General features: G+C 73.5%; 16 protein-coding genes and 1 riboswitch. Of the genes, 10 read left to right on the top strand and 6 right to left on the bottom strand.

Going from position 1 to position 17,000, the window contains the following annotated elements:
• Positions 1-107: 107 nt before the first annotated feature.
• The 8 genes from GD970_RS04570 to GD970_RS04535 all read left to right on the top strand — a co-directional run bounded on the left by GD970_RS04570 (position 108) and on the right by GD970_RS04535 (position 8,573).
• Positions 108-1,430, top strand: a complete 1,323-nt coding sequence (locus GD970_RS04570; protein WP_152201334.1) for a sugar ABC transporter substrate-binding protein — start codon at positions 108-110, stop codon at positions 1,428-1,430.
• A 66-nt stretch (positions 1,431-1,496) separates the two neighbouring features.
• On the top strand, positions 1,497-2,459 hold the full coding sequence (locus GD970_RS04565) for a carbohydrate ABC transporter permease (RefSeq protein WP_226925156.1): 963 nt from the start codon (positions 1,497-1,499) through the stop codon (positions 2,457-2,459).
• Complete coding sequence (locus GD970_RS04560; protein ID WP_152201332.1) at positions 2,456-3,304, top strand: carbohydrate ABC transporter permease; 849 nt, start codon at positions 2,456-2,458, stop codon at positions 3,302-3,304. The genes GD970_RS04565 and GD970_RS04560 overlap by 4 nt, the downstream gene beginning before the upstream one ends.
• Positions 3,305-3,359: 55 nt before the next feature.
• Positions 3,360-4,328 carry a glycoside hydrolase family protein gene (locus tag GD970_RS04555; RefSeq protein ID WP_152201329.1) on the top strand — a complete coding sequence of 323 codons (969 nt, stop codon included), beginning with the start codon at positions 3,360-3,362 and terminating at the stop codon, positions 4,326-4,328.
• 56 nt (positions 4,329-4,384) lie between these two features.
• Positions 4,385-5,416, top strand: coding sequence for a LacI family DNA-binding transcriptional regulator (locus GD970_RS04550; RefSeq protein ID WP_152201326.1), 1,032 nt, complete (start codon positions 4,385-4,387; stop codon positions 5,414-5,416).
• Between the two features lie 135 nt (positions 5,417-5,551).
• On the top strand, positions 5,552-6,583 hold the full coding sequence (locus GD970_RS04545) for an efflux RND transporter periplasmic adaptor subunit (protein WP_152201324.1): 1,032 nt from the start codon (positions 5,552-5,554) through the stop codon (positions 6,581-6,583).
• Positions 6,583-7,371: an ABC transporter ATP-binding protein gene (locus GD970_RS04540; RefSeq protein ID WP_152201321.1), complete on the top strand. Its 789-nt coding sequence runs from the start codon at positions 6,583-6,585 to the stop codon at positions 7,369-7,371. The genes GD970_RS04545 and GD970_RS04540 overlap by 1 nt, the downstream gene beginning before the upstream one ends.
• Positions 7,368-8,573: an ABC transporter permease gene (locus GD970_RS04535; protein ID WP_152201319.1), complete on the top strand. Its 1,206-nt coding sequence runs from the start codon at positions 7,368-7,370 to the stop codon at positions 8,571-8,573. The genes GD970_RS04540 and GD970_RS04535 overlap by 4 nt, the downstream gene beginning before the upstream one ends.
• Before the next feature lie 27 nt (positions 8,574-8,600).
• On the opposite strand, the gene GD970_RS04530 is transcribed toward GD970_RS04535, so the two are convergent.
• The 5 genes from GD970_RS04530 to GD970_RS04510 all read right to left on the bottom strand — a co-directional run bounded on the left by GD970_RS04530 (position 8,601) and on the right by GD970_RS04510 (position 14,135).
• Positions 8,601-9,413: an exodeoxyribonuclease III gene (locus GD970_RS04530; protein WP_152201316.1), complete on the bottom strand. Its 813-nt coding sequence runs from the start codon at positions 9,411-9,413 to the stop codon at positions 8,601-8,603.
• A gap of 134 nt (positions 9,414-9,547) precedes the next feature.
• Positions 9,548-10,972 carry an HNH endonuclease gene (locus GD970_RS04525; protein ID WP_226925155.1) on the bottom strand — a complete coding sequence of 475 codons (1,425 nt, stop codon included), beginning with the start codon at positions 10,970-10,972 and terminating at the stop codon, positions 9,548-9,550.
• A gap of 278 nt (positions 10,973-11,250) precedes the next feature.
• Positions 11,251-12,132 carry a bifunctional methylenetetrahydrofolate dehydrogenase/methenyltetrahydrofolate cyclohydrolase gene (locus tag GD970_RS04520; protein ID WP_152201311.1) on the bottom strand — a complete coding sequence of 294 codons (882 nt, stop codon included), beginning with the start codon at positions 12,130-12,132 and terminating at the stop codon, positions 11,251-11,253.
• Positions 12,129-13,433 carry a serine hydroxymethyltransferase gene (gene glyA / locus GD970_RS04515; protein ID WP_152201308.1) on the bottom strand — a complete coding sequence of 435 codons (1,305 nt, stop codon included), beginning with the start codon at positions 13,431-13,433 and terminating at the stop codon, positions 12,129-12,131. The genes GD970_RS04520 and glyA overlap by 4 nt, the downstream gene beginning before the upstream one ends.
• 55 nt (positions 13,434-13,488) lie before the next feature.
• Positions 13,489-13,577, bottom strand: a riboswitch (ZMP/ZTP riboswitch).
• A 48-nt stretch (positions 13,578-13,625) separates the two neighbouring features.
• Positions 13,626-14,135, bottom strand: coding sequence for a GNAT family N-acetyltransferase (locus GD970_RS04510; RefSeq protein ID WP_152201305.1), 510 nt, complete (start codon positions 14,133-14,135; stop codon positions 13,626-13,628).
• Positions 14,136-14,231: 96 nt separating this feature from the next.
• On the opposite strand from GD970_RS04510, the gene purU reads away from it, so the two are divergent.
• Positions 14,232-15,089 (top strand): formyltetrahydrofolate deformylase, encoded by an 858-nt coding sequence (gene purU / locus GD970_RS04505; RefSeq protein WP_152201303.1) that lies wholly within the window; start codon positions 14,232-14,234, stop codon positions 15,087-15,089.
• 66 nt (positions 15,090-15,155) lie between these two features.
• Here the strand turns inward: purU and GD970_RS04500 are convergent, their stop codons facing one another.
• The gene (locus GD970_RS04500; protein ID WP_152201301.1) at positions 15,156-15,449 is read right to left on the bottom strand and encodes a UBP-type zinc finger domain-containing protein; all 294 of its coding nucleotides are present in this window, start codon (positions 15,447-15,449) and stop codon (positions 15,156-15,158) included.
• 275 nt (positions 15,450-15,724) lie between these two features.
• Here GD970_RS04500 and GD970_RS04495 point away from each other — a divergent pair, with 275 nt between their 5' ends.
• The gene (locus GD970_RS04495; RefSeq protein WP_152201298.1) at positions 15,725-16,921 is read left to right on the top strand and encodes an ROK family transcriptional regulator; all 1,197 of its coding nucleotides are present in this window, start codon (positions 15,725-15,727) and stop codon (positions 16,919-16,921) included.
• Positions 16,922-17,000: the final 79 nt, after the last annotated feature.

Raw genomic sequence — 17,000 nt, 5'->3', positions numbered from 1 at the left:
GACCCCGTACCCCCCGATACGGACGCCTCCTCTTGACATCGTCCGCCTCCTAGTGCCACCGTCTGCCGAAACGATTCGGCAACAAGGACGTTCCCACGGAGGTTTCGATGAGGAGAACTCGGCAGATCGGCGCGGTCGCCGCGTCCGCGGTCACCGTGCTGGCGCTCGCGGCGTGCGGCAGCAGCGGGGACGGCGGGGAAGGCGGCGGCTCCGCCGCCGGCGAGGTCAAGGTCTGGGCCCACCAGGGGCAGGAGGCGGAGGTCAAGGTTCTCGAGCAGATCATCGAGGACTTCAACGCCGCTCAGGACGAGCACACGGCGGTGCTGCAGTTCGTCCCCGAGGCCGACTACACCAGCACGCTGACCACCACCGACAAGGGCGGGCTGCCGGACGTCCTGGAGTACGACGGGCCGATGATGGCGTCCCTCGTCCACGCCGGGAAGCTCGCCCCGGTGGGCGACCTGGTGGCGGCGGAGACGCTGGAGAACCAGACCGCCTCCGTGCTCGCGCAGAACACCTTCCCCGGCGACTCGGAGGTGTACGGCATCTCGCAGTTCGACGCCTCGCTCGGGATCTACGGCAACAAGGAGCTCCTCGACGCCGCCGGGGTGGACTACCCCACCGGCATCGACGACGCCTGGACCGCCGAGGAGTTCGGGGCCGCGCTCGAGGCGCTCAAGGCGTCGGACGCGGACGGGCAGGTGCTCGACATCAAGGAGAACTACGGCGCCGAGTGGCCCACCTACGGCTTCCTCCCGGTCCTCTGGTCCGCCGGTGAGCGCCTCGTGGAGGACGGGACCGCCGACGGTCACCTCAACAGCCCGGCCGCGGTGGCCGCGGTCGAGCAGTTCGCGGCCTGGCGGCCCTTCATCGACCCGAACACCGACGACGCCGCCTTCGTCGACGGGCGGGTCGCGCTCAGCTGGGTGGGGCACTGGATGTACAACACCTACGCCGACGCCCTGGGCGACAAGCTCGTCGTCCTGCCCCTGCCCGACTTCGGCAACGGCCCCAAGAGCGGCCAGGGATCGTGGGCGTGGGGCGTCAACCCCGAGTCCGCCAACCCCGAGGGCGCGGCCGCGTTCCTCGACCACCTTGCCTCGGACGACGCCGTCACGGCGATGACGACGGCGAACGCGGCCCCGCCGGCGACCACGAGCGCCGTCGCGGCGAGCGAGCTGTACGGCACCGAGGGGCCGCTGGCGATCTTCGCGGAGTCCCTGGAGCGCACCTGCGGCGACGGTCCCCTGACCGTCGACTGCGTGGCGGTGCCGCGGCCGGTCACGCCCGCCTACCCGGTCATCAGCAAGCAGTTCTCCGAGGCCTTCTTCGGCGCCTACGAGGGCGGGGACGCCCAGCAGCTGCTCGACAAGGCCGCCCGCGCCATCGACCTCGACTTCCAGGACAACGACGGCTACGGCCTCGACTGACGCCGTCGCCGGTGGGCGGGCCGACCCCGGCCGGCCCGCCCACCGCGACCTGGGAAGGAGAGCCCCATGACAGCGACACCAACGCCCCAGATCGGGCGGCGGCGCACCGTGCCCCGCACCCCGCGGCGGGGCGGTCGGCCCGGCGCCGGCACCGGCTGGGCGATGTTCGCGCCCGCCGGCGTCGCCCTCGCCCTGTTCGTCGTCGTGCCCTTCCTCCTGGCGGGCTGGCTCTCGCTGCACAACGTCCGCCTGGACAGCCCGGCGCCGCCCCGCTGGATGGGCCTGGAGCAGTACCGGCGGATCCTGCTCGACCCGGACTTCAGCGCCGAGTTCTACCGGGGTGTCCTCAACAACACCGTCTTCGCGGCGGTGGTGGTGCCCCTGCAGACCTCGCTCGCGCTCGGCCTCGCCCTGCTGCTCAACCGCCCGCTGCGCGCGATGGCGTTCTTCCGCACGTTCTTCTTCATGCCGGTGGTCTTCCCCATGGCCCTGGTCGCCGTCGTGTGGAAGGCGATCTACTCCCGCGGCGAGCTGGGGATGCTCAACGCGGTGGTGGACACCCTCTCCCTGGGCCGGCTGGGGCCGTACGACTGGCTCGGCGACCCCCGCACGGCGCTGGCGGCGATCATCGTCATGTCCGTCTGGCAGGGCGCCGGGCTGCAGATGGTGATCATCCTCGCCGGGCTCCAGGGCATCCCGCAGGAGCTCTACGAGGCGGCGTCCCTGGACCGCGCGGGCCGGTGGCGACAGTTCCGGCACGTCACCCTGCCCGGCCTGCGCAACACCCTCGTCTTCGTGGTGCTGGTGACGACGATCCTGTCCTTCCGGCTCTTCGACCAGATCTACATCATGACCCAGGGCGGCCCGCAGCAGGCGACGACCACCGTGATGTACCAGGCGGTGACGACCGCCTTCGACGCCAACAACGTCGGCCGCGCCTCGGCGATCACCGTCCTGTTCTTCCTCATCGTGCTGTCCGTCGCGCTCGTGCAACGGCGCCTCCTGCGCGAGGAGCGTGAGATCTCGTGAGCGCCGGCACGCGCAGGACCCCGGTGCGCACAGTCCTGACCTACCTCGCCCTCACCCTGCTCGCGCTCGTCTTCGTGGCCCCGGTCGCCTACCTGGTCATCGGCAGCCTCAAGCCGTCCGGCCAGGTCATCGACGGGCTCGGCGGCTTCGCGCCGACGGATCTCTCGCTCGCCAACTACAGCGGCATGCTCGACCGGTTCGACAGCCCCGCGACCGGCTACTTCGGCGACTTCTACCTGACCTCGCTGCTGGTGACGTCGGTCGTGGTGCTCCTCGGGCTCCTGGTGAACTCCGCGGCCGCCTACGCCCTGGCCCGGCTGCGCTGGTGGGGCCGCGACGTGATGGTGGCGGGCGTCGTCGCCCTGACGATCCTGCCCTTCGAGGCGATCGCCGTGCCGCTGTTCTACCTGCTCAACGACCACCGGAACACCTACTACGTGCAGTTCCTGCCCTTCGTGGGCAGCGCCTTCTCGATCTACCTCTTCTACTCCTTCTTCGTCGGACTGCCGAAGGAGCTCGAGGAGGCGGCGCGCCTGGACGGCGCAGGGCCGTGGCGCACGTTCTTCCAGGTCGTCGTGCCGATCTCGAAGCCCGTCTTCGCGACGGTCACGATCCTGACGTTCCTCACCACCTGGGGGTCCTTCCTGTGGCCGGTGATGATGGTCGACCAGCCGCAGCGCCGTCCGCTGCCGCTCGCCATCTCGGTGTTCCAGGGCCAGCCGCCCTACGACTGGGGCCAGATCTTCGCCTTCGGCGTGCTGCTGGTGCTCCCGGTCCTCGTGGTCTTCCTGCTCTTCCAGCGCTGGTTCGTCCAGAGCCTCGCGTCCACCGGGCTGAAGGGATGACGCCGGCGCGGCGCCTCCACCAACCGCACCACCACGAAGGAGAAGCAGGAACGACATGGCACTGACCCTGGCCGACAGGTGGATCTGGGACTTCTGGTTCGCCGTGGACGGCGAGGACGTCCACGTGTTCTACCTCCAGGCGCCCCGGGCCCTCGGCGACCCGGACCTGCGCCACCACCACGCGACGATCGGGCACGCGGTCTCCCGGGACCTGCGCCGGTGGCAGGTGCTCCCGGACGCGCTCCACGCCGGGCCCGACGGCGCCTTCGACGACCTCGCCACCTGGACCGGGAGCGTGGTTCGGGCCGGCGGCGAGTGGCACATGTTCTACACCGGCGTCTCGCGCGCCGAGCGCGGGGCCGTGCAGCGGGTGGGCCGCGCGACCTCCCCCGACCTCGTCACCTGGACCCGGCAGGGGCCCGTGCTCGAGGCCGACCCGCGGTGGTACGAGAAGCTCCACGACGCCGTCCGGGAGGAGGCGTGGCGCGATCCCTGGGTCTGGTGGGACGAGCCGACCGACCGCTTCCACATGCTGCTCACCGCGCGCGCCGACCACGGCCCGCTCGACGGCCGCGGGGTCATCGGGCACGCGACCTCCGCGGACCTCTCGTCCTGGGAGGCGGGCCCCCCGGTGTCGGCGCCCGGCGAGTTCTTCCACCTCGAGGTCCCCCAGCTGGTCCACCTGGGCGGCGCCTGGCGCGTCCTGTTCTGCGTGACGCCCGGCGACCACGGCACGGCCCGGCGGTCCCGGCCGGGAGTCGAGGCCCTGGGCGGCACCCACTATCTCGTGGGTGAGGACCGCCTGGGCCCGTTCCGTCTCGAGTCCGACGAGTTCCTCGTCGGCGACGAGCACGCGCGTCTCTACGCCGGGCGCTTCCTCGAGCACGACGGCCGGTGGTCCTTCTTCGCGTGGGAGCACCTCGACGACGCCGGCGGGTTCGTGGGTGCGCTCAGCGACCCCATGCCGGTGCACGTCGGGCCCGACGGCGCGCTGACGGTCGAGCGTCCTCCGCGCGGGCGCTGAGGGCCGATACTGCTGCCTGGCGCGCCGACGCGCCCATCGCCACAGGGCAGGAGACCGTGACAGCACGACCCAGGATCAAGGACGTCGCCGAGCTGGCGGGCGTCGCGCCGTCGACCGTCTCGGTGATCCTCAACGACGTCCCCGGCGCGCGGGTCAACACGGCCACCCGCGAGCGCGTCCAGGCGGCGGCGCGTGAGCTGGGGTACCTCCCCAACGGGCTGGCGCGCGGGCTCCGGACCCGCCGCTCCGGCACCCTCGCGCTGGTCAGCGACGTCATCGCGAGCACCCCGTACGCCGGCCAGCTGATCCAGGGCGCCCAGGAGGCGGCGTGGGAGGCGGGCTACCTCCTCATGCTGGTCGACACCGGCGGGGACGAGGTGCTGGAGCGCAGCGCCATCCGGGCCCTGCGGCAGCAGCAGGTCGCGGGGGTCCTGTACGCCACCATGTTCCACCGGCTCGTCGAGGTCCCGGACCTGCTCGCGGGGCTCCCGGTGGTCCTCCTCGACGCCCGGTCCTCCCGGGAGGACGTGCCCGCCGTCGTCCCCGACGAGGAGGCCGGTGCGCGCACCGCCGTCGGGACCCTCGCCGACCACGGTCACCGGCGCATCGGGTTCGTCCTGGACCGCAACGACGGCCCGGCGGCCGCCGGCCGGCTGGCGGGCTATCGAGCCGAGCTCGCGGCTCGCGGGCTCGCGTGGGACGAGACCCTGGTGGTCCGCGCGGCCTCGACCTCCGACGGCGGCCAGGAGGCGGTCGGGACGCTCCTGGACATGCCCGAGCCGCCCACGGCCGTGTTCGCGTTCAACGACGAGATGGCCGTCGGCGCCTACCACGCCGCCGAGGACCGGGGCCTGCGCGTGCCCGAGGACCTGTCGGTGGTGGGTTTCGACGACCTGTACGTCCTCGCCCGGGAGATGCGGCCCGGGCTGACCACGGTCGCCCTGCCCCACCGGGCCATGGGCGCGGCCGCCGCGCGCAGCCTCCTGCAGCTCGTGACGGACCCCACGGCAGCCGTGCCGTCGTTGCAGCTCATCGCCTGCCCGCTCGTGCGCCGCGGGTCGGTGGCAGCGGCGCCGCATCGGCGCTGACCCAGCGAGCGGCCCCCGCGGGCTGGGTGCCGGCGAAACTTCGCCGGGCAAATGAGCCCAGCTTCGGACGGATACAGATAGATTTCCCGCGATCCGGGCGGTCGCGGACGATCGCCCCCGAGCCCTGGGGGTCCTGTGACCGTCGCCCGCCACGTCGTCTTCCCCGCCCTGCGCCTGCTGGTGTGGGCGGTGATCGCGGCCGCGCTGGTCAAGCTGGCCTTCTTCGGCGGCGCCGCTGCCGCTCCCGCAGGTCCCGTCGACGTCCCCGGGGCGGTGTTCACCGACCCGGTCGCCACGGTGACCACCGGCACGGTGTCCAACACCGTCACGGTGGACGCGACCGTCACGGCCGACCCGGCCGTGGAGGCCAGGGCGACGATGGAGGGCACGGTCGGCTACTTCGCCGTGGCCGACGGCGCCCACGTCGAGGCCGGGGCGCCCCTGCTGGAGATCCGGCAGGAGGTGCCCGTCGACCCGGTGGAGCGCGTCGACGCCGAGGGCAACGTCACCGTGGTGCAGCAAAGGCCCCGCATCAAGCGGTCGACGGTCGCCGCGCCGGTGACCGGCACCGTCTCCCTCAAGGTCCTGCGCGACCAGCAGGTGGGCATCGGCGACGTCGTCGCCGCCGTCACCCCCGGCACGTTCTCGGTGACCGGGCCGCTGACGGCGGAGCAGCAGTACCGCCTGCTCGACGCCCCGAGCGAGGCGAGCGTCGAGGTGCGCGGCGGGCCCGCCCCCTTCACCTGCACCGGCCTGACCACCGGCACCGAGGTCACGCCGGGCGCCGGCGGGGCGAGCGGCCCCGGCGACCCCTTCGCCCCGCCGGCCGAACCGAGCGCGACGGTCGAGGTCCGCTGCGCCGTCCCCGGTGACGTCCGGGTGTTCCCGGGCCTGGCCGGGACGATGACCGTCACCGCGGGGCAGGCCAGCGACGTGCTGGTCGTGCCCGTCACCGCGGTGCAGGGGCTGTTCGCCACCGGGAACGTCTGGGTGGTGGGGCCGGACGGTGCCGAGCCGACCAAGACGTCGGTCGGCCTGGGCATGACCGACGGGCAGGTCGTGCAGATCACCGAGGGCCTGGCGGAGGGCGACACGATCCTCGAGTTCATCCCGGTCGGGGACGTCCCACCCGTCGGTGGGCCGGGAACCGTCGAGCGGGCCTTCTGATGCCGCTGCTCGAGCTGCGCGCCGTCACCCGGACGGTCCGGCTCCCGGATTTGAGCGAGCTGCACATCCTGCGCGGCGTGGACCTCGCCGTCGAGGCCGGTGAGCACGTCTCCGTCGTCGGCCGCTCCGGCACCGGGAAGTCGACGCTGCTGAACATCCTCGGCCTGCTCGACTCCCCCACCTCCGGGGAGTACCTGCTCGACGGCGCCGACGTCGGCCGGCTCGGCGGGCGGCGGCGGGCCCGGCGGCGCGGGGAGGACTTCGGCTTCGTCTTCCAGCAGTTCAACCTGCTGCCCGGGCGCACCGCGCTGGAGAACGTCGTCGCGCCGCTGCTCTACGCCCGCGGGCGCAGCTTCTGGCGCCGCACGCGCACCGCCCAGGAGATGCTCGACCGGGTGGGGCTGGCCGCGCGCATGGACTCCCTGCCCGCCCAGCTCTCCGGTGGCGAGCAGCAGCGGGTGGCAATCGCCCGCGCGCTGGTGCGCTCGCCCCGGGTGATCCTCGCCGACGAGCCCACCGGCGCCCTCGACGTCGACACCGGCCGGGAGGTCATCGACCTGCTCGACGGCATCGCCTCGGAGACGGGCGCGGCGCTCATCACCATCACCCACGACCTCGCCGTCGCCTCCCGGGCGCGGCGCCACCTCCGCCTCGGCGAGGGGGTGCTCACGCCCATCGCGATCGCCCCGCGCAGCGGCGGCACGCTCGAGTCCCTCGTCGGCTCCGACGTCGTCGTCCCGGCCGGCGGCGGCGCCGGGCGCACCGCCGACGCGGAGGTCGGCTCGTGACCGGCGTCGTGGGGGCGCTCGTGGAGGCCTGGGACGAGCTGCGGCTGCACAAGCTGCGGGTGCTGCTCTCGCTCATCGGCGTGGCGGTGTCGGTCGCCGCGATGACGGCCGTGCTCGCCGTCGGGCAGATGACCGCGCAGGCGCAGACCGAGATGATGGAGCGCGACATGGGCCGGCAGACCACCCTGACGGTCAACGCCTTCGCCGCCACGCCGAGCGGCAACAGCGACGTCGTGCCCGCGATGCGCGAGCTCGCGGCGCGCTACCAGGTCGACCACGCCTCGGTGGTGCAGTGGGCCTCGGGCCGCTTCCGGGCGGGCGGCGCCACGTTCGAGAGCCAGCTGCAGCTGGTGGACCAGCCCTACGGGACGATGCACCGCATCCAGCTGGTCGACGGCGCGTGGTTCGCCCCCGGGGACGAGGACCGGCTGGCGCCCGCGCTGGTGGTCAACGAGGCCTTCCTCTCCGCCGTCGACTCCCCCGGCCTGGCGACGCACCCGACGGTGACCCTGCCGGGGGCGAACCCGGTGACTCTCGTCGTCACCGGCGTGATGGCCAACCGCTGGCCCGACGAGGGCCCGGCCGCCTTCGTGCTGTACGACTCCTACAGCCGCGTCTCCGGCGCCCCCGAGGTCGACCCGGCGATGGGCGCCGTCCCCCAGCTGGAGCTGTGGGTGCCTCCGGAGACGGCCGACCTGGGCATGGAGACGGTGCGTCGTGACCTCACCGCGGCCCTCGGCGAGGGGGCGATGGTCGATGTGTACAGCAACGCCGTCTCCGGCCAGGAGGCTTTCGACCGCACCTTCCGGCTGGTCGTGCTGGGCATCGGCACGCTCGTGCTCCTGCTCGGCGCGCTGAGCCTGGTGAACATCTCCCTCGTCACCGTCCGCCAGCGCATCCGCGAGATCGGCATCCGGCGGTCCTTCGGGGCGACGTCGGGCCGGGTGTTCTTCTCCATCATGCTCGAGTCGGTCGTGGCGACGGCGGTGGCCGGCGTCGTCGGCGTCGGGCTGGCGGTGGTCGCCGTGCGCAACCTCCCGCTGGAGTCCCTCCTCGGCTTCGGCCTGGAGGACACCCCGCCGTTCCCGCTCGCCGCGGCCCTCACCGGGCTCGCGGCCGCGGCGGGGGTGGGGGCGCTGGCGGGACTGCTGCCCGCCGCCGTCGCGGTGCGGGTGCGCCCGATCGACGCCATCCGGTACTGAGGGCCGCTGTCCCGGCCGCTCGGCGGGTCAGATCTCGTAGGTGACCACGACCGGGGCGTGGTCGGAGAAGCGCCGGTCGTAGCTCTCGGCGCGGTCGACGACGGCGGAGGTGGCGCGCTCGGCGGCCCCCGGGGTCGCGAGCTGGTAGTCGATGCGCCAGCCGGAGTCGTTGTCGAACGCCTTGCCGCGCCAGGACCACCAGGTGTACGGCCCGGGGCCGTCCCCGCCGAGCCGGCGGCCCAGGTCCACCCAGTCGTCGGCGAACCACTTCTCCAGGTAGGCGATCTCCTCGTCGAGGACGCCGGAGGTCTTGTTGTGGTTGCTCTTCCAGTTCTTGATGTCCACCTCGCGGTGGACGATGTTGATGTCGCCGCCGACGACGACGTCGCGCTCCCCCGCGCGGGCCTGGTCGGCGAGGGCGCTCATCCGGGCCGTGACCTTCTCCAGGTGCGCGTACTTGGCGTCCATCTTGTCCGTGCCGACCGTGCCGGAGTGGACGTAGACGGAGACGACCGTCAGGGGCCGGTCGGTGCCGGGCACCTCCAGGTCCATCTCGACCCACCGGCCGGTATCCACCGCGGGCTCGTCGTTGCCCAGGCCGACCCGGACGGCGGAGGCCGGCAGCCGCGACGCGACCGCCACTCCGGCGCGACCCTTGATGTCGCAGGCCTGGTGGGCGATGTGCCACCCGTCGCCGAGGTGCTCGGCGAGGATCTCGTCGTTGGCGCGCACCTCCTGCAGCAGGAGAACCTCGGGGCGGCGATGGGCGATCCAGGCGTCCATGCCGCGCTTGAAGGCGGCCCGGATGCCGTTGACGTTGACGGTGGCGATGCTCAGCACCCGGCCAGTATCGCCGAGCCCACCGACACGTTGGCCCACGGGTCCAGCCAGGGCGCTCGTTCCCGGCCCTCTCGTGCGACAACTCACATCGACTGGCTCGACGACCGCTCCTGCCGCGCGGCGGCGCGACCTTCTCAGGCGGTCCGGTCCAAGGTGGCTCGGTGGCGTTCGACCAGTCGCTTCAGGCGGCTGTCGCTCTCGGGAGCGCCCGGTGGTCCGGCTGGCTGCCGGCCCGGCGGCCCCGTCGCTGGAGCGGGTCGGTGGCCGGGCAGGGGTGGGGCGTGGGAGGTGTAGGTGTGCCCGGTGGGGGTGGTCAGTTCGACGACGTGCCCGCCGGGCCCGGCCCGCTGACCGTCGCCCTGGTCGCCGTCGCCGCTCGTGACCGTGTCCTGGCTGGTGGGGAGGGTGCGGGCGGCCCAGCCGGGGGCCTGCCGGGCGTAGTTGCAGCCCTCGCAGGCCCCGCGCAGGTTCTGCGCGGTGGTCGGCCCGCCGGCGGCGGCGGGGACGACGTGGTCGCGGTGGCGGATCGGGGCGTCGCACCAGCTCGTCCGGCACGCCTGGTCCCGGGTGTTGATGAACCGGGCCAGCCCGGGTGGGGCGATGCGGCGGCGGGAGTCCAGCGCGACCAGCTCGCCGGTGCCCGAGGCGGTGAACAACCGCCGCAGCCACGCCAGCACCCGCCTCTCGTCCGGGCCCGTCGCCGCGGCGCCATCGGCGCCATCGGGGGTGGGCAGGCGGGCGGCGAGCAGGTCCCGGGCGAAGTCCGCCGGCACGGTCCCGTACCCGGGGATCAGGGCCGGTTCGGCGTCGCCGGCGAGCAGGGTGCGGTCGGTCATGACCAGCTGGACCTCGACGGGCACGTCGGCGGCGCGGGCCTGGCCGGTGACCCGCTCGACGAGGGTGTCGGCCATGATCTGCCCCCGGCTGCGCCCGTCGCCCTGGGCGCGCAGCGCGTCCGCCGTCCGGGTCAGCGCCGCCCACACCCCCACCCCCTGGGCCACCGGCAACAACCCGGTCAGGTAGGTCATGGTGTCCGGCGCCGGGCGCAGGCTCACGGAGCGTTCGGCCTCCGCACGGCGGGCCCGGGCCACCACGGAGGCGGCGTCCAGGCGGTAGGCCAGCTGCTTGGCCCGGGCCACCAGCGCCCGGGTGCCCAGCCGCTCCACCGCGCCCGGGTCGGCCCACAGCTGGTCGTCGAGGGCGGCCCGGTCCGCACGGACCAGGCAGATCGACTCGCGCACCACCAGCGTCGCCCGCCACTCACTGATCGTCCCGGCCTGCAGGGCGGCGAAGGTGTGGGGCATTTCCAGCACCAGGGTCTTGGCCAAACCGAGCAGCCGCCCGCCCTGGTGGGGCGACTCTCGGCGGGCCAGCGCCACCTGCGCCCCCACCCCCTGCCCGCGCTTCTTCGCGGGCACCCCGGCCGCCTCCTGCGCCCGGCGCTGGGAGACGTCCAGGTCCACCGCGATCCGCGCCTGCGCCGCCGCCGCGGCCGCCTTCAGCTCCTCCAACGTCCGCAGCTGATCGACCCGCTCGGCGTCCGAGACATCCCGATCCACTCCCGCCAAGGCTTCGCGCCACCCGCTGATGTCGGCGGAGGAGAGAGGGGCGGGAGCCGGCGGCGCGGCAGGCACCGACGGAACCGGCGGGGCCGAGGGTCTCGCCGCGGCAGGGTCAGCACCGGGCTGCCCCGCACCCCGGTCCCGACCACCCCGCCTATCGAACATGTGTAGCACACTACCGACGGTCACCGACATCCGCGCCGGGCCTGGGGATAAGCCCACCGCACAGACAAAGAGGGCGGGCCGCTCGTGCGACCCGCCCTCTGCGAGACCCGTCAGGCGGCAGTGCGCTCCGCCGTGTCGACGACGTTGGCCAGCAACATCGCCCGAGTCATCGGCCCGACACCGCCAGGGTTGGGCGAGAGCCATCCCGCCACCTCGTCGACTCCCGGCGCGACGTCACCGCGCAGCTTCGTCTTGCCGGTCGCGGGGTCGACGGCGCGCGACACCCCCACGTCCAGCACCACCGCACCCGGCTTGACCATGTCGGCGGTGATGATGCCCGGCTGCCCCGCGGCCGCCACGACGACGTCCGCCGCGCGCACGTGGCTAGCGAGGTCGGCCGTCCCCGTGTGGGTCAGCGTCACGGTGGCGTTGACGTCCTTGCGGGTGAGCAGCAGCCCGATGCTGCGCCCGACGGTCGTCCCGCGACCGACGACGCAGACGTCCTTGCCGGCCAGCGACAGCCCGTGCCGGGCCACCAGCTCGAGCACCGCCCGCGGCGTGCACGGCAGCGGGGAGGTGATCTCGTCCTTGACGCGCAGCACGAGCCGGCCGAGGTTCGTCGGGTGCAGCCCGTCGGCGTCCTTGGCGGGGTCGATCGTCTCCAGGATGGCGTTGGCGTCGATCCCGCGTGGCAGCGGCAGCTGGACGATGTAGCCGGTGCAGGCGGGGTCGGCGTTGAGCCGGGCCACCGCGGCGGCGACGTCGTCCTGCGTCGCCGTGGCGGGCAGGTCCTCGCGGATGGAGGCGATGCCAACCTCGGCGCAGTCCCGGTGCTTGCCGGCGACGTACGCCTTCGAGCCCGGGTCCTCGCCGACCAGCACCGTGCCCAGGCCGGGCCTGATGCCGCGGTCGCGCAGCGCGGCCACGCGGGTGGTCAGCTCGGCCTTGATCGCGGCCGCGGTCGCGCGCCCGTCCAGGACGCGCGCGGTCACTGCTGCAGGCCCGGGTAGAGCGGGAAGCCCTCCGTCAGGGCCTGCACGCGGGCGCGCTGCGCCTCGACGTCCGTCCCGGCGCCGCCCACCAGCGTGGTGGCGATGATGTCCGCGACCTCGGTGAACTCCGCGGCGCCGAACCCGCGGGTGGCCAGCGCCGGCGTGCCGATGCGCAGGCCGGACGTCACGCGCGGCGGGCGGGGGTCGAACGGCACGGCGTTGCGGTTGACCGTGATGCCGGCGGCGTGGAGGAGGTCCTCGGCCTGCTGGCCGTCGAGGGCGGCGTTGCGCAGGTCCACGAGCACCAGGTGCACGTCCGTGCCGCCGGTGACCAGGGAGATGCCGGCGTCGGCGACGTCCTTCGCGCTCAGCCGCTCGGCGATGATCCGGGCGCCCTCGAGGGTGCGGCGCTGGCGGTCCTTGAACTCCTCGCCCGCGGCGATCTTGAACGCCACCGCCTTGGCGGCGACCACGTGCATGAGCGGGCCGCCCTGCTGGCCGGGGAAGACGGCGGAGTTGATCTTCTTGCCGAAGGTCTCGGCGTCGCGCGAGAGCACGAATCCGGAGCGGGGGCCGCCGATGGTCTTGTGCACGGTGGAGGAGACGACATCGGAGTGCGGCACCGGCGAGGGGTGCAGGCCCGCCGCGACCAGCCCGGCGAAGTGCGCCATGTCCGTCCAGAGGTAGGCGCCGACCTCGTCGGCGATCTCGCGGAAGGCGGCGAAGTCGAGCTGGCGCGGGTAGGCCGACCAGCCGGCGATGATCACCTTCGGCCGCTGCTCGAGCGCCGTCTTGCGCACCGTCTCCATCTCGATGCGGTGGCTGTGCTCGTCCACCCCGTAGGAGGCGACGTCGTAGAGCTTGCCGGAGAAGTTGATCTTCATGCCGTGCGTGAGGTGCCCGCCGTGCGCGAGGCTCAGCCCGAGGATCTTGTCGCCGGGGTTGGCCAGCGCCATGAGGACGGCGGCGTTGGCCTGGGCGCCGGAGTGGGGCTGGACGTTGGCGTAGTCGGCGCCGAAAAGGGCCTTGGCCCGCTCGATGGCGAGGTTCTCGGCGATGTCGACCTGCTCGCAGCCGCCGTAGTAGCGCCGGCCCGGGTAGCCCTCGGCGTACTTGTTCGTCAGCACGGAGCCCTGCGCCTGCAGGACGGCGCGCGGGACGAAGTTCTCGCTGGCAATCATCTCGAGGGTCTCGCGCTGCCGGGCGAGCTCGCCGTCGAGCACCGCGGCGATCTCGGGGTCCAGCTCCTGCAGGGACTGGTTGGCCACGGACGTGGCGCTGCCGGAAGTGGTCGGGCTCATGCTTCCTCCGCTGGTGGTCTCACGCACACGGTGTGCGTGCGCACTCGGTGTGGTGACTCTCGGCCCAGGCGGACGACCTCGAATCTGGTGCAGATGTCGCTCCCCGGTGGTTCCCCACCTCAGGCGCCAGTCGCGACGGCGACGAGACTACCAAGTGCGCGCGGCCCCGGCGGCGCCGTCCCACGCCGGACGTCAGGGCTCGAGGCCGGCGAGGCTCTCGCCCGGCTCGTCCTCTCCCAGGATGCGCCGCAGGTAGGCGTAGGTCAGGTCGCCGGTGTGCTGGTCGTACTGGTACTCGTAGCCCTGCTTGGCGTACATCGCGAGGTTCTGCTTGGAGTCCTGCCCGGTGAACACCCAGACCTCCTTGGTCTGCTCGGGCAGGTACTGCAGCACGGCCATGAGCAGCTTGGTGCCGATCCCGCGCCCCTGGAGGTCCGGGACGACGGCGAGGCGGCCGAGGTTGGCCTTCTCCGCCTCGAGCTCGACGCGGATCGAGCCCACGAGGCGGTGCCCGAGCCACGCCCCGAGGGTGACGACGTCGGGCCGGTTGATGTCCGCGACCAGCTCGGTGAGCGACTGGGTCAGCGCCGGGAGGTTCGGGTCCCCGTACAGCTGCGCCTCGGTCACGAACGCCGCCCGGCGCACGGTGAGCAGCTCTCCCGCCTCGTCCTCGGTGATGAGGTCGATCCTGACGTCGTCCATGCCCCCAGTGTGGCATCCAGCCGGACGGGACCGCGTCGTTAACCGCCAGGCGGACGCCGCCACCTGGGGCGACGCCCGAGCGCTACCCTCCGGCGGGTGAGCGCCGCACCCGTCGAGCACCTTGTCCTCGCCCTCTCCTGCCCCGACCGCCCCGGGATCGTCCACGCCGTGTCCGGGGCCCTCGCCGAGCACGGCGGGAACATCACCGAGTCCCAGCAGTTCGGGGACCCCTCCACCGGACTGTTCTTCATGCGGGTGCAGGTCGAGACCCGCGCCCCGCGCCAGGAGGTCGAGGGCGCGCTGGCGGCGGTGGCCCGCGAGTTCGACATGACGTGGAAGCTCGACGAGGTCGGCCGCCCGGTCCGCACCCTGATCATGGCCTCCAAGGAGGCCCACTGCCTGGTGGACCTGCTCTTCCGGCAGCGCTTCCAGGGCCTGCCCATCGACGTCGTCGGCGTCGTCGCCAACCACCCGGACCTCGAGCCCATCGCCTCCTTCTACGGCGCGCCCTTCCACCACATCCCGGTGACGAAGGAGACCAAGCGGGACGCCGAGCAGGCCCTGCTCAACCTCGTCCGCGAGCACGACGTCGAGCTGGTGGTGCTGGCCCGCTACATGCAGATCCTCTCGGACGAGGTGTGCACCGAGCTGGCCGGCAACGTCATCAACATCCACCACTCCTTCCTGCCGAGCTTCAAGGGCGCCCGGCCCTATGCCCAGGCGCACACCCGGGGCGTGAAGCTCATCGGCGCGACGGCGCACTACGTCACCGCGGACCTGGACGAAGGCCCGATCATCGAGCAGGACGTCGAGCGCGTCACCCACGCCGACGACGTCGCGGAGATGGTGGCCCGCGGCCAGGACGTCGAGCGGCGGGTGCTGGCCCGCGCGGTGCGCTGGCACGCCGAGCACCGCGTGCTGCTCGACGGGCAGCGCACCGTCGTCTTCCCCTGACTCTGCGCACAGCCGTCCTTCCGTGACCGCGTCGCGAGGCCGGGCTGCGGTGGCCCGGCCGGGCGCTCACGGGTGCGAGGGAGCAGGGGGAGCTCCGCGCACCTCGAAGAGCAGCTGGTCGAGGTAGCACCACCACCAGTCCTCGCCCGGCTCGTAGGAGCGGACGAGGGGATGGTCCGGGTGCTCCCGCCAGTGCGCGGTGGCGTGGCGGTTCGGGGAGTTGTCGCAGCACCCCACGTGCCCGCAGCGCATGCACATCCGCAGGTGGACCCACCGCCCGCCGATGCGCAGACAGTCCTCGCACCCGGTGCTGGAGGGCTGGACGTCGGCAACCGTGTCGAGGTGCGTGCACTCGGCCATGGACCATCCTCGCTCGCGGTCCGCCGCGCCGCCCCGTGAGGCCGAAGGCCGGTCCGCGACGCCGCGCTGTGGAGATGAAAGCCGGCCCGCCCCACCGCGCCGTCGGTCTGAAAGCACTCCCCCGCGCCGCCGAGGCTCAGCGGTGCCGGCACGCCACGGGCGCGTCTATTTCTGCGCGCCGAGCGCGAACCGCCTCGATTAGTCCCGACGTCGGTGGATAATGCGGCCACCGGGACAGCAATATTGTCCAAAACTGACGTAAATTGGAGGGTCAGGTGGCCCGCACAGAAGCGACCACCCCGGCGCCGTCCGGCACGGGCCCCCGCGGCCGCAACCAGCGGGCCGTGGTGCGCCTGCTCGGCGAGCGCGGCGCGCTCTCACGGGCGGCCATCGCCCGCACCCTGGAGCTCTCCCCGACCACCGTGGCCGGGATCGTCGCCGACCTCGTCGCCGACGGCACCCTCGTGGAGAACCCGGCGGACCCGGTCACCCGAGGACGCGGCCGCCCCGCCCGCACGTTCGGACTGGCGCCGCAGGGCGGCGTCGTGGGCGGCGTGGACGTCGGGCGCACCCACGTCCGGGCGGCGCTAGCCACCGCGGACGGCCAGGTCGTGGCCGAGCGCGAGGTCCCGCTCCCCCTCGGTCACTCCGGGCCCGAGACGACCCCGATCGTGCTCGACCTGCTCGCCGACCTCCTCGAGGCGTCCGGGCGCGCACCTGGCGACCTGCGCGCCGTCGGCCTGGGCCTGCCCGGGCCGGTGGAGCGCAGCTCCCAGACTGTCGGACCGGGCACCATCCTCAGCGGCTGGGTCGGGTACGACATGGCACGCGAGGTCGGGGCCCGGCTGGGCGTCCCGGCGGCCACGGACAACGACGCCAACCTGGCCGTCCTGGCCGAGTCGCGCTGGGGCGCGGCCCGGGGCGTGCGCAACGCCGTCTACGTGAAGATCTCCACCGGCATCGGGGCGGGGATGGTGCTCGACGGCCACCTCCACCGGGGCTTCGGCGGCACCGCCGGCGAGCTGGGCCACTCCCCGCTGGAGCCGGCGGGGGCGGTGTGCCGGTGCGGCAACCGCGGGTGCCTGGAGACCGTCGCGTCCGTCCCCTCCGCCCTCGAGCTGCTCCGCCCGACGCTGGGGCCGGACCTGACGATCGACCAGGTCATCGAGGCCTGCGGCGCCGGTGACCCGGCGTGCCGGCGGGTGATCGAGGACGTCGGCCGCCACGTGGGCCGCGGCGTCGCGCTGCTGGCCAACCTCGTCGATCCGGAGCTGATCCTCCTCGGTGGCCCGTTCGTGAGGGCCGGGGAGGCGTTCCTCGGGGCCGTGCGCACCGGCCTGCGGCGCGACGCCATCCCGTCGGTGGCCGCCCGGGCGCGCGTGGAACGGGGCCTGCTCGGCGACCGGGCGGCGGTGCTGGGCGCGCTCGCCCTCGCCCTGGAATCGGCGCCGTTGCCGGGCGGCACCGGCTGACGCACGACCTCCGGTGAGCGGTGCTGTGCGGTTCTGCTCGGGTTCGCGCTTCGCCCGCCGCTCACGTTAGGCTCGCGTA

The organism is Georgenia thermotolerans, assembly GCF_009193185.1.
Taxonomy (GTDB): Bacteria; Actinomycetota; Actinomycetes; order Actinomycetales; family Actinomycetaceae; genus Georgenia; species Georgenia thermotolerans.
The sequence above is the reverse complement of the archived record's forward strand: the minus strand, read 5'-3'. Positions and strand labels throughout refer to the sequence as shown.

Bases quoted from the DNA above. Each gene is read 5' to 3' on its own strand.
- GD970_RS04570 (WP_152201334.1), top strand. From the start codon at position 108: ATGAGGAGAACTCGGCAGATCGGCGCGGTCGCCGCGTCCGCGGTCACC.
- GD970_RS04565 (WP_226925156.1), top strand. From the start codon at position 1,497: ATGACAGCGACACCAACGCCCCAGATCGGGCGGCGGCGCACCGTGCCC.
- GD970_RS04555 (WP_152201329.1), top strand. From the start codon at position 3,360: ATGGCACTGACCCTGGCCGACAGGTGGATCTGGGACTTCTGGTTCGCC.
- GD970_RS04540 (WP_152201321.1), top strand. From the start codon at position 6,583: ATGCCGCTGCTCGAGCTGCGCGCCGTCACCCGGACGGTCCGGCTCCCG.
- glyA (WP_152201308.1), bottom strand. From the start codon at position 13,433: ATGAGCCCGACCACTTCCGGCAGCGCCACGTCCGTGGCCAACCAGTCC.
- GD970_RS04510 (WP_152201305.1), bottom strand. From the start codon at position 14,135: ATGGACGACGTCAGGATCGACCTCATCACCGAGGACGAGGCGGGAGAG.
- GD970_RS04500 (WP_152201301.1), bottom strand. From the start codon at position 15,449: ATGGCCGAGTGCACGCACCTCGACACGGTTGCCGACGTCCAGCCCTCC.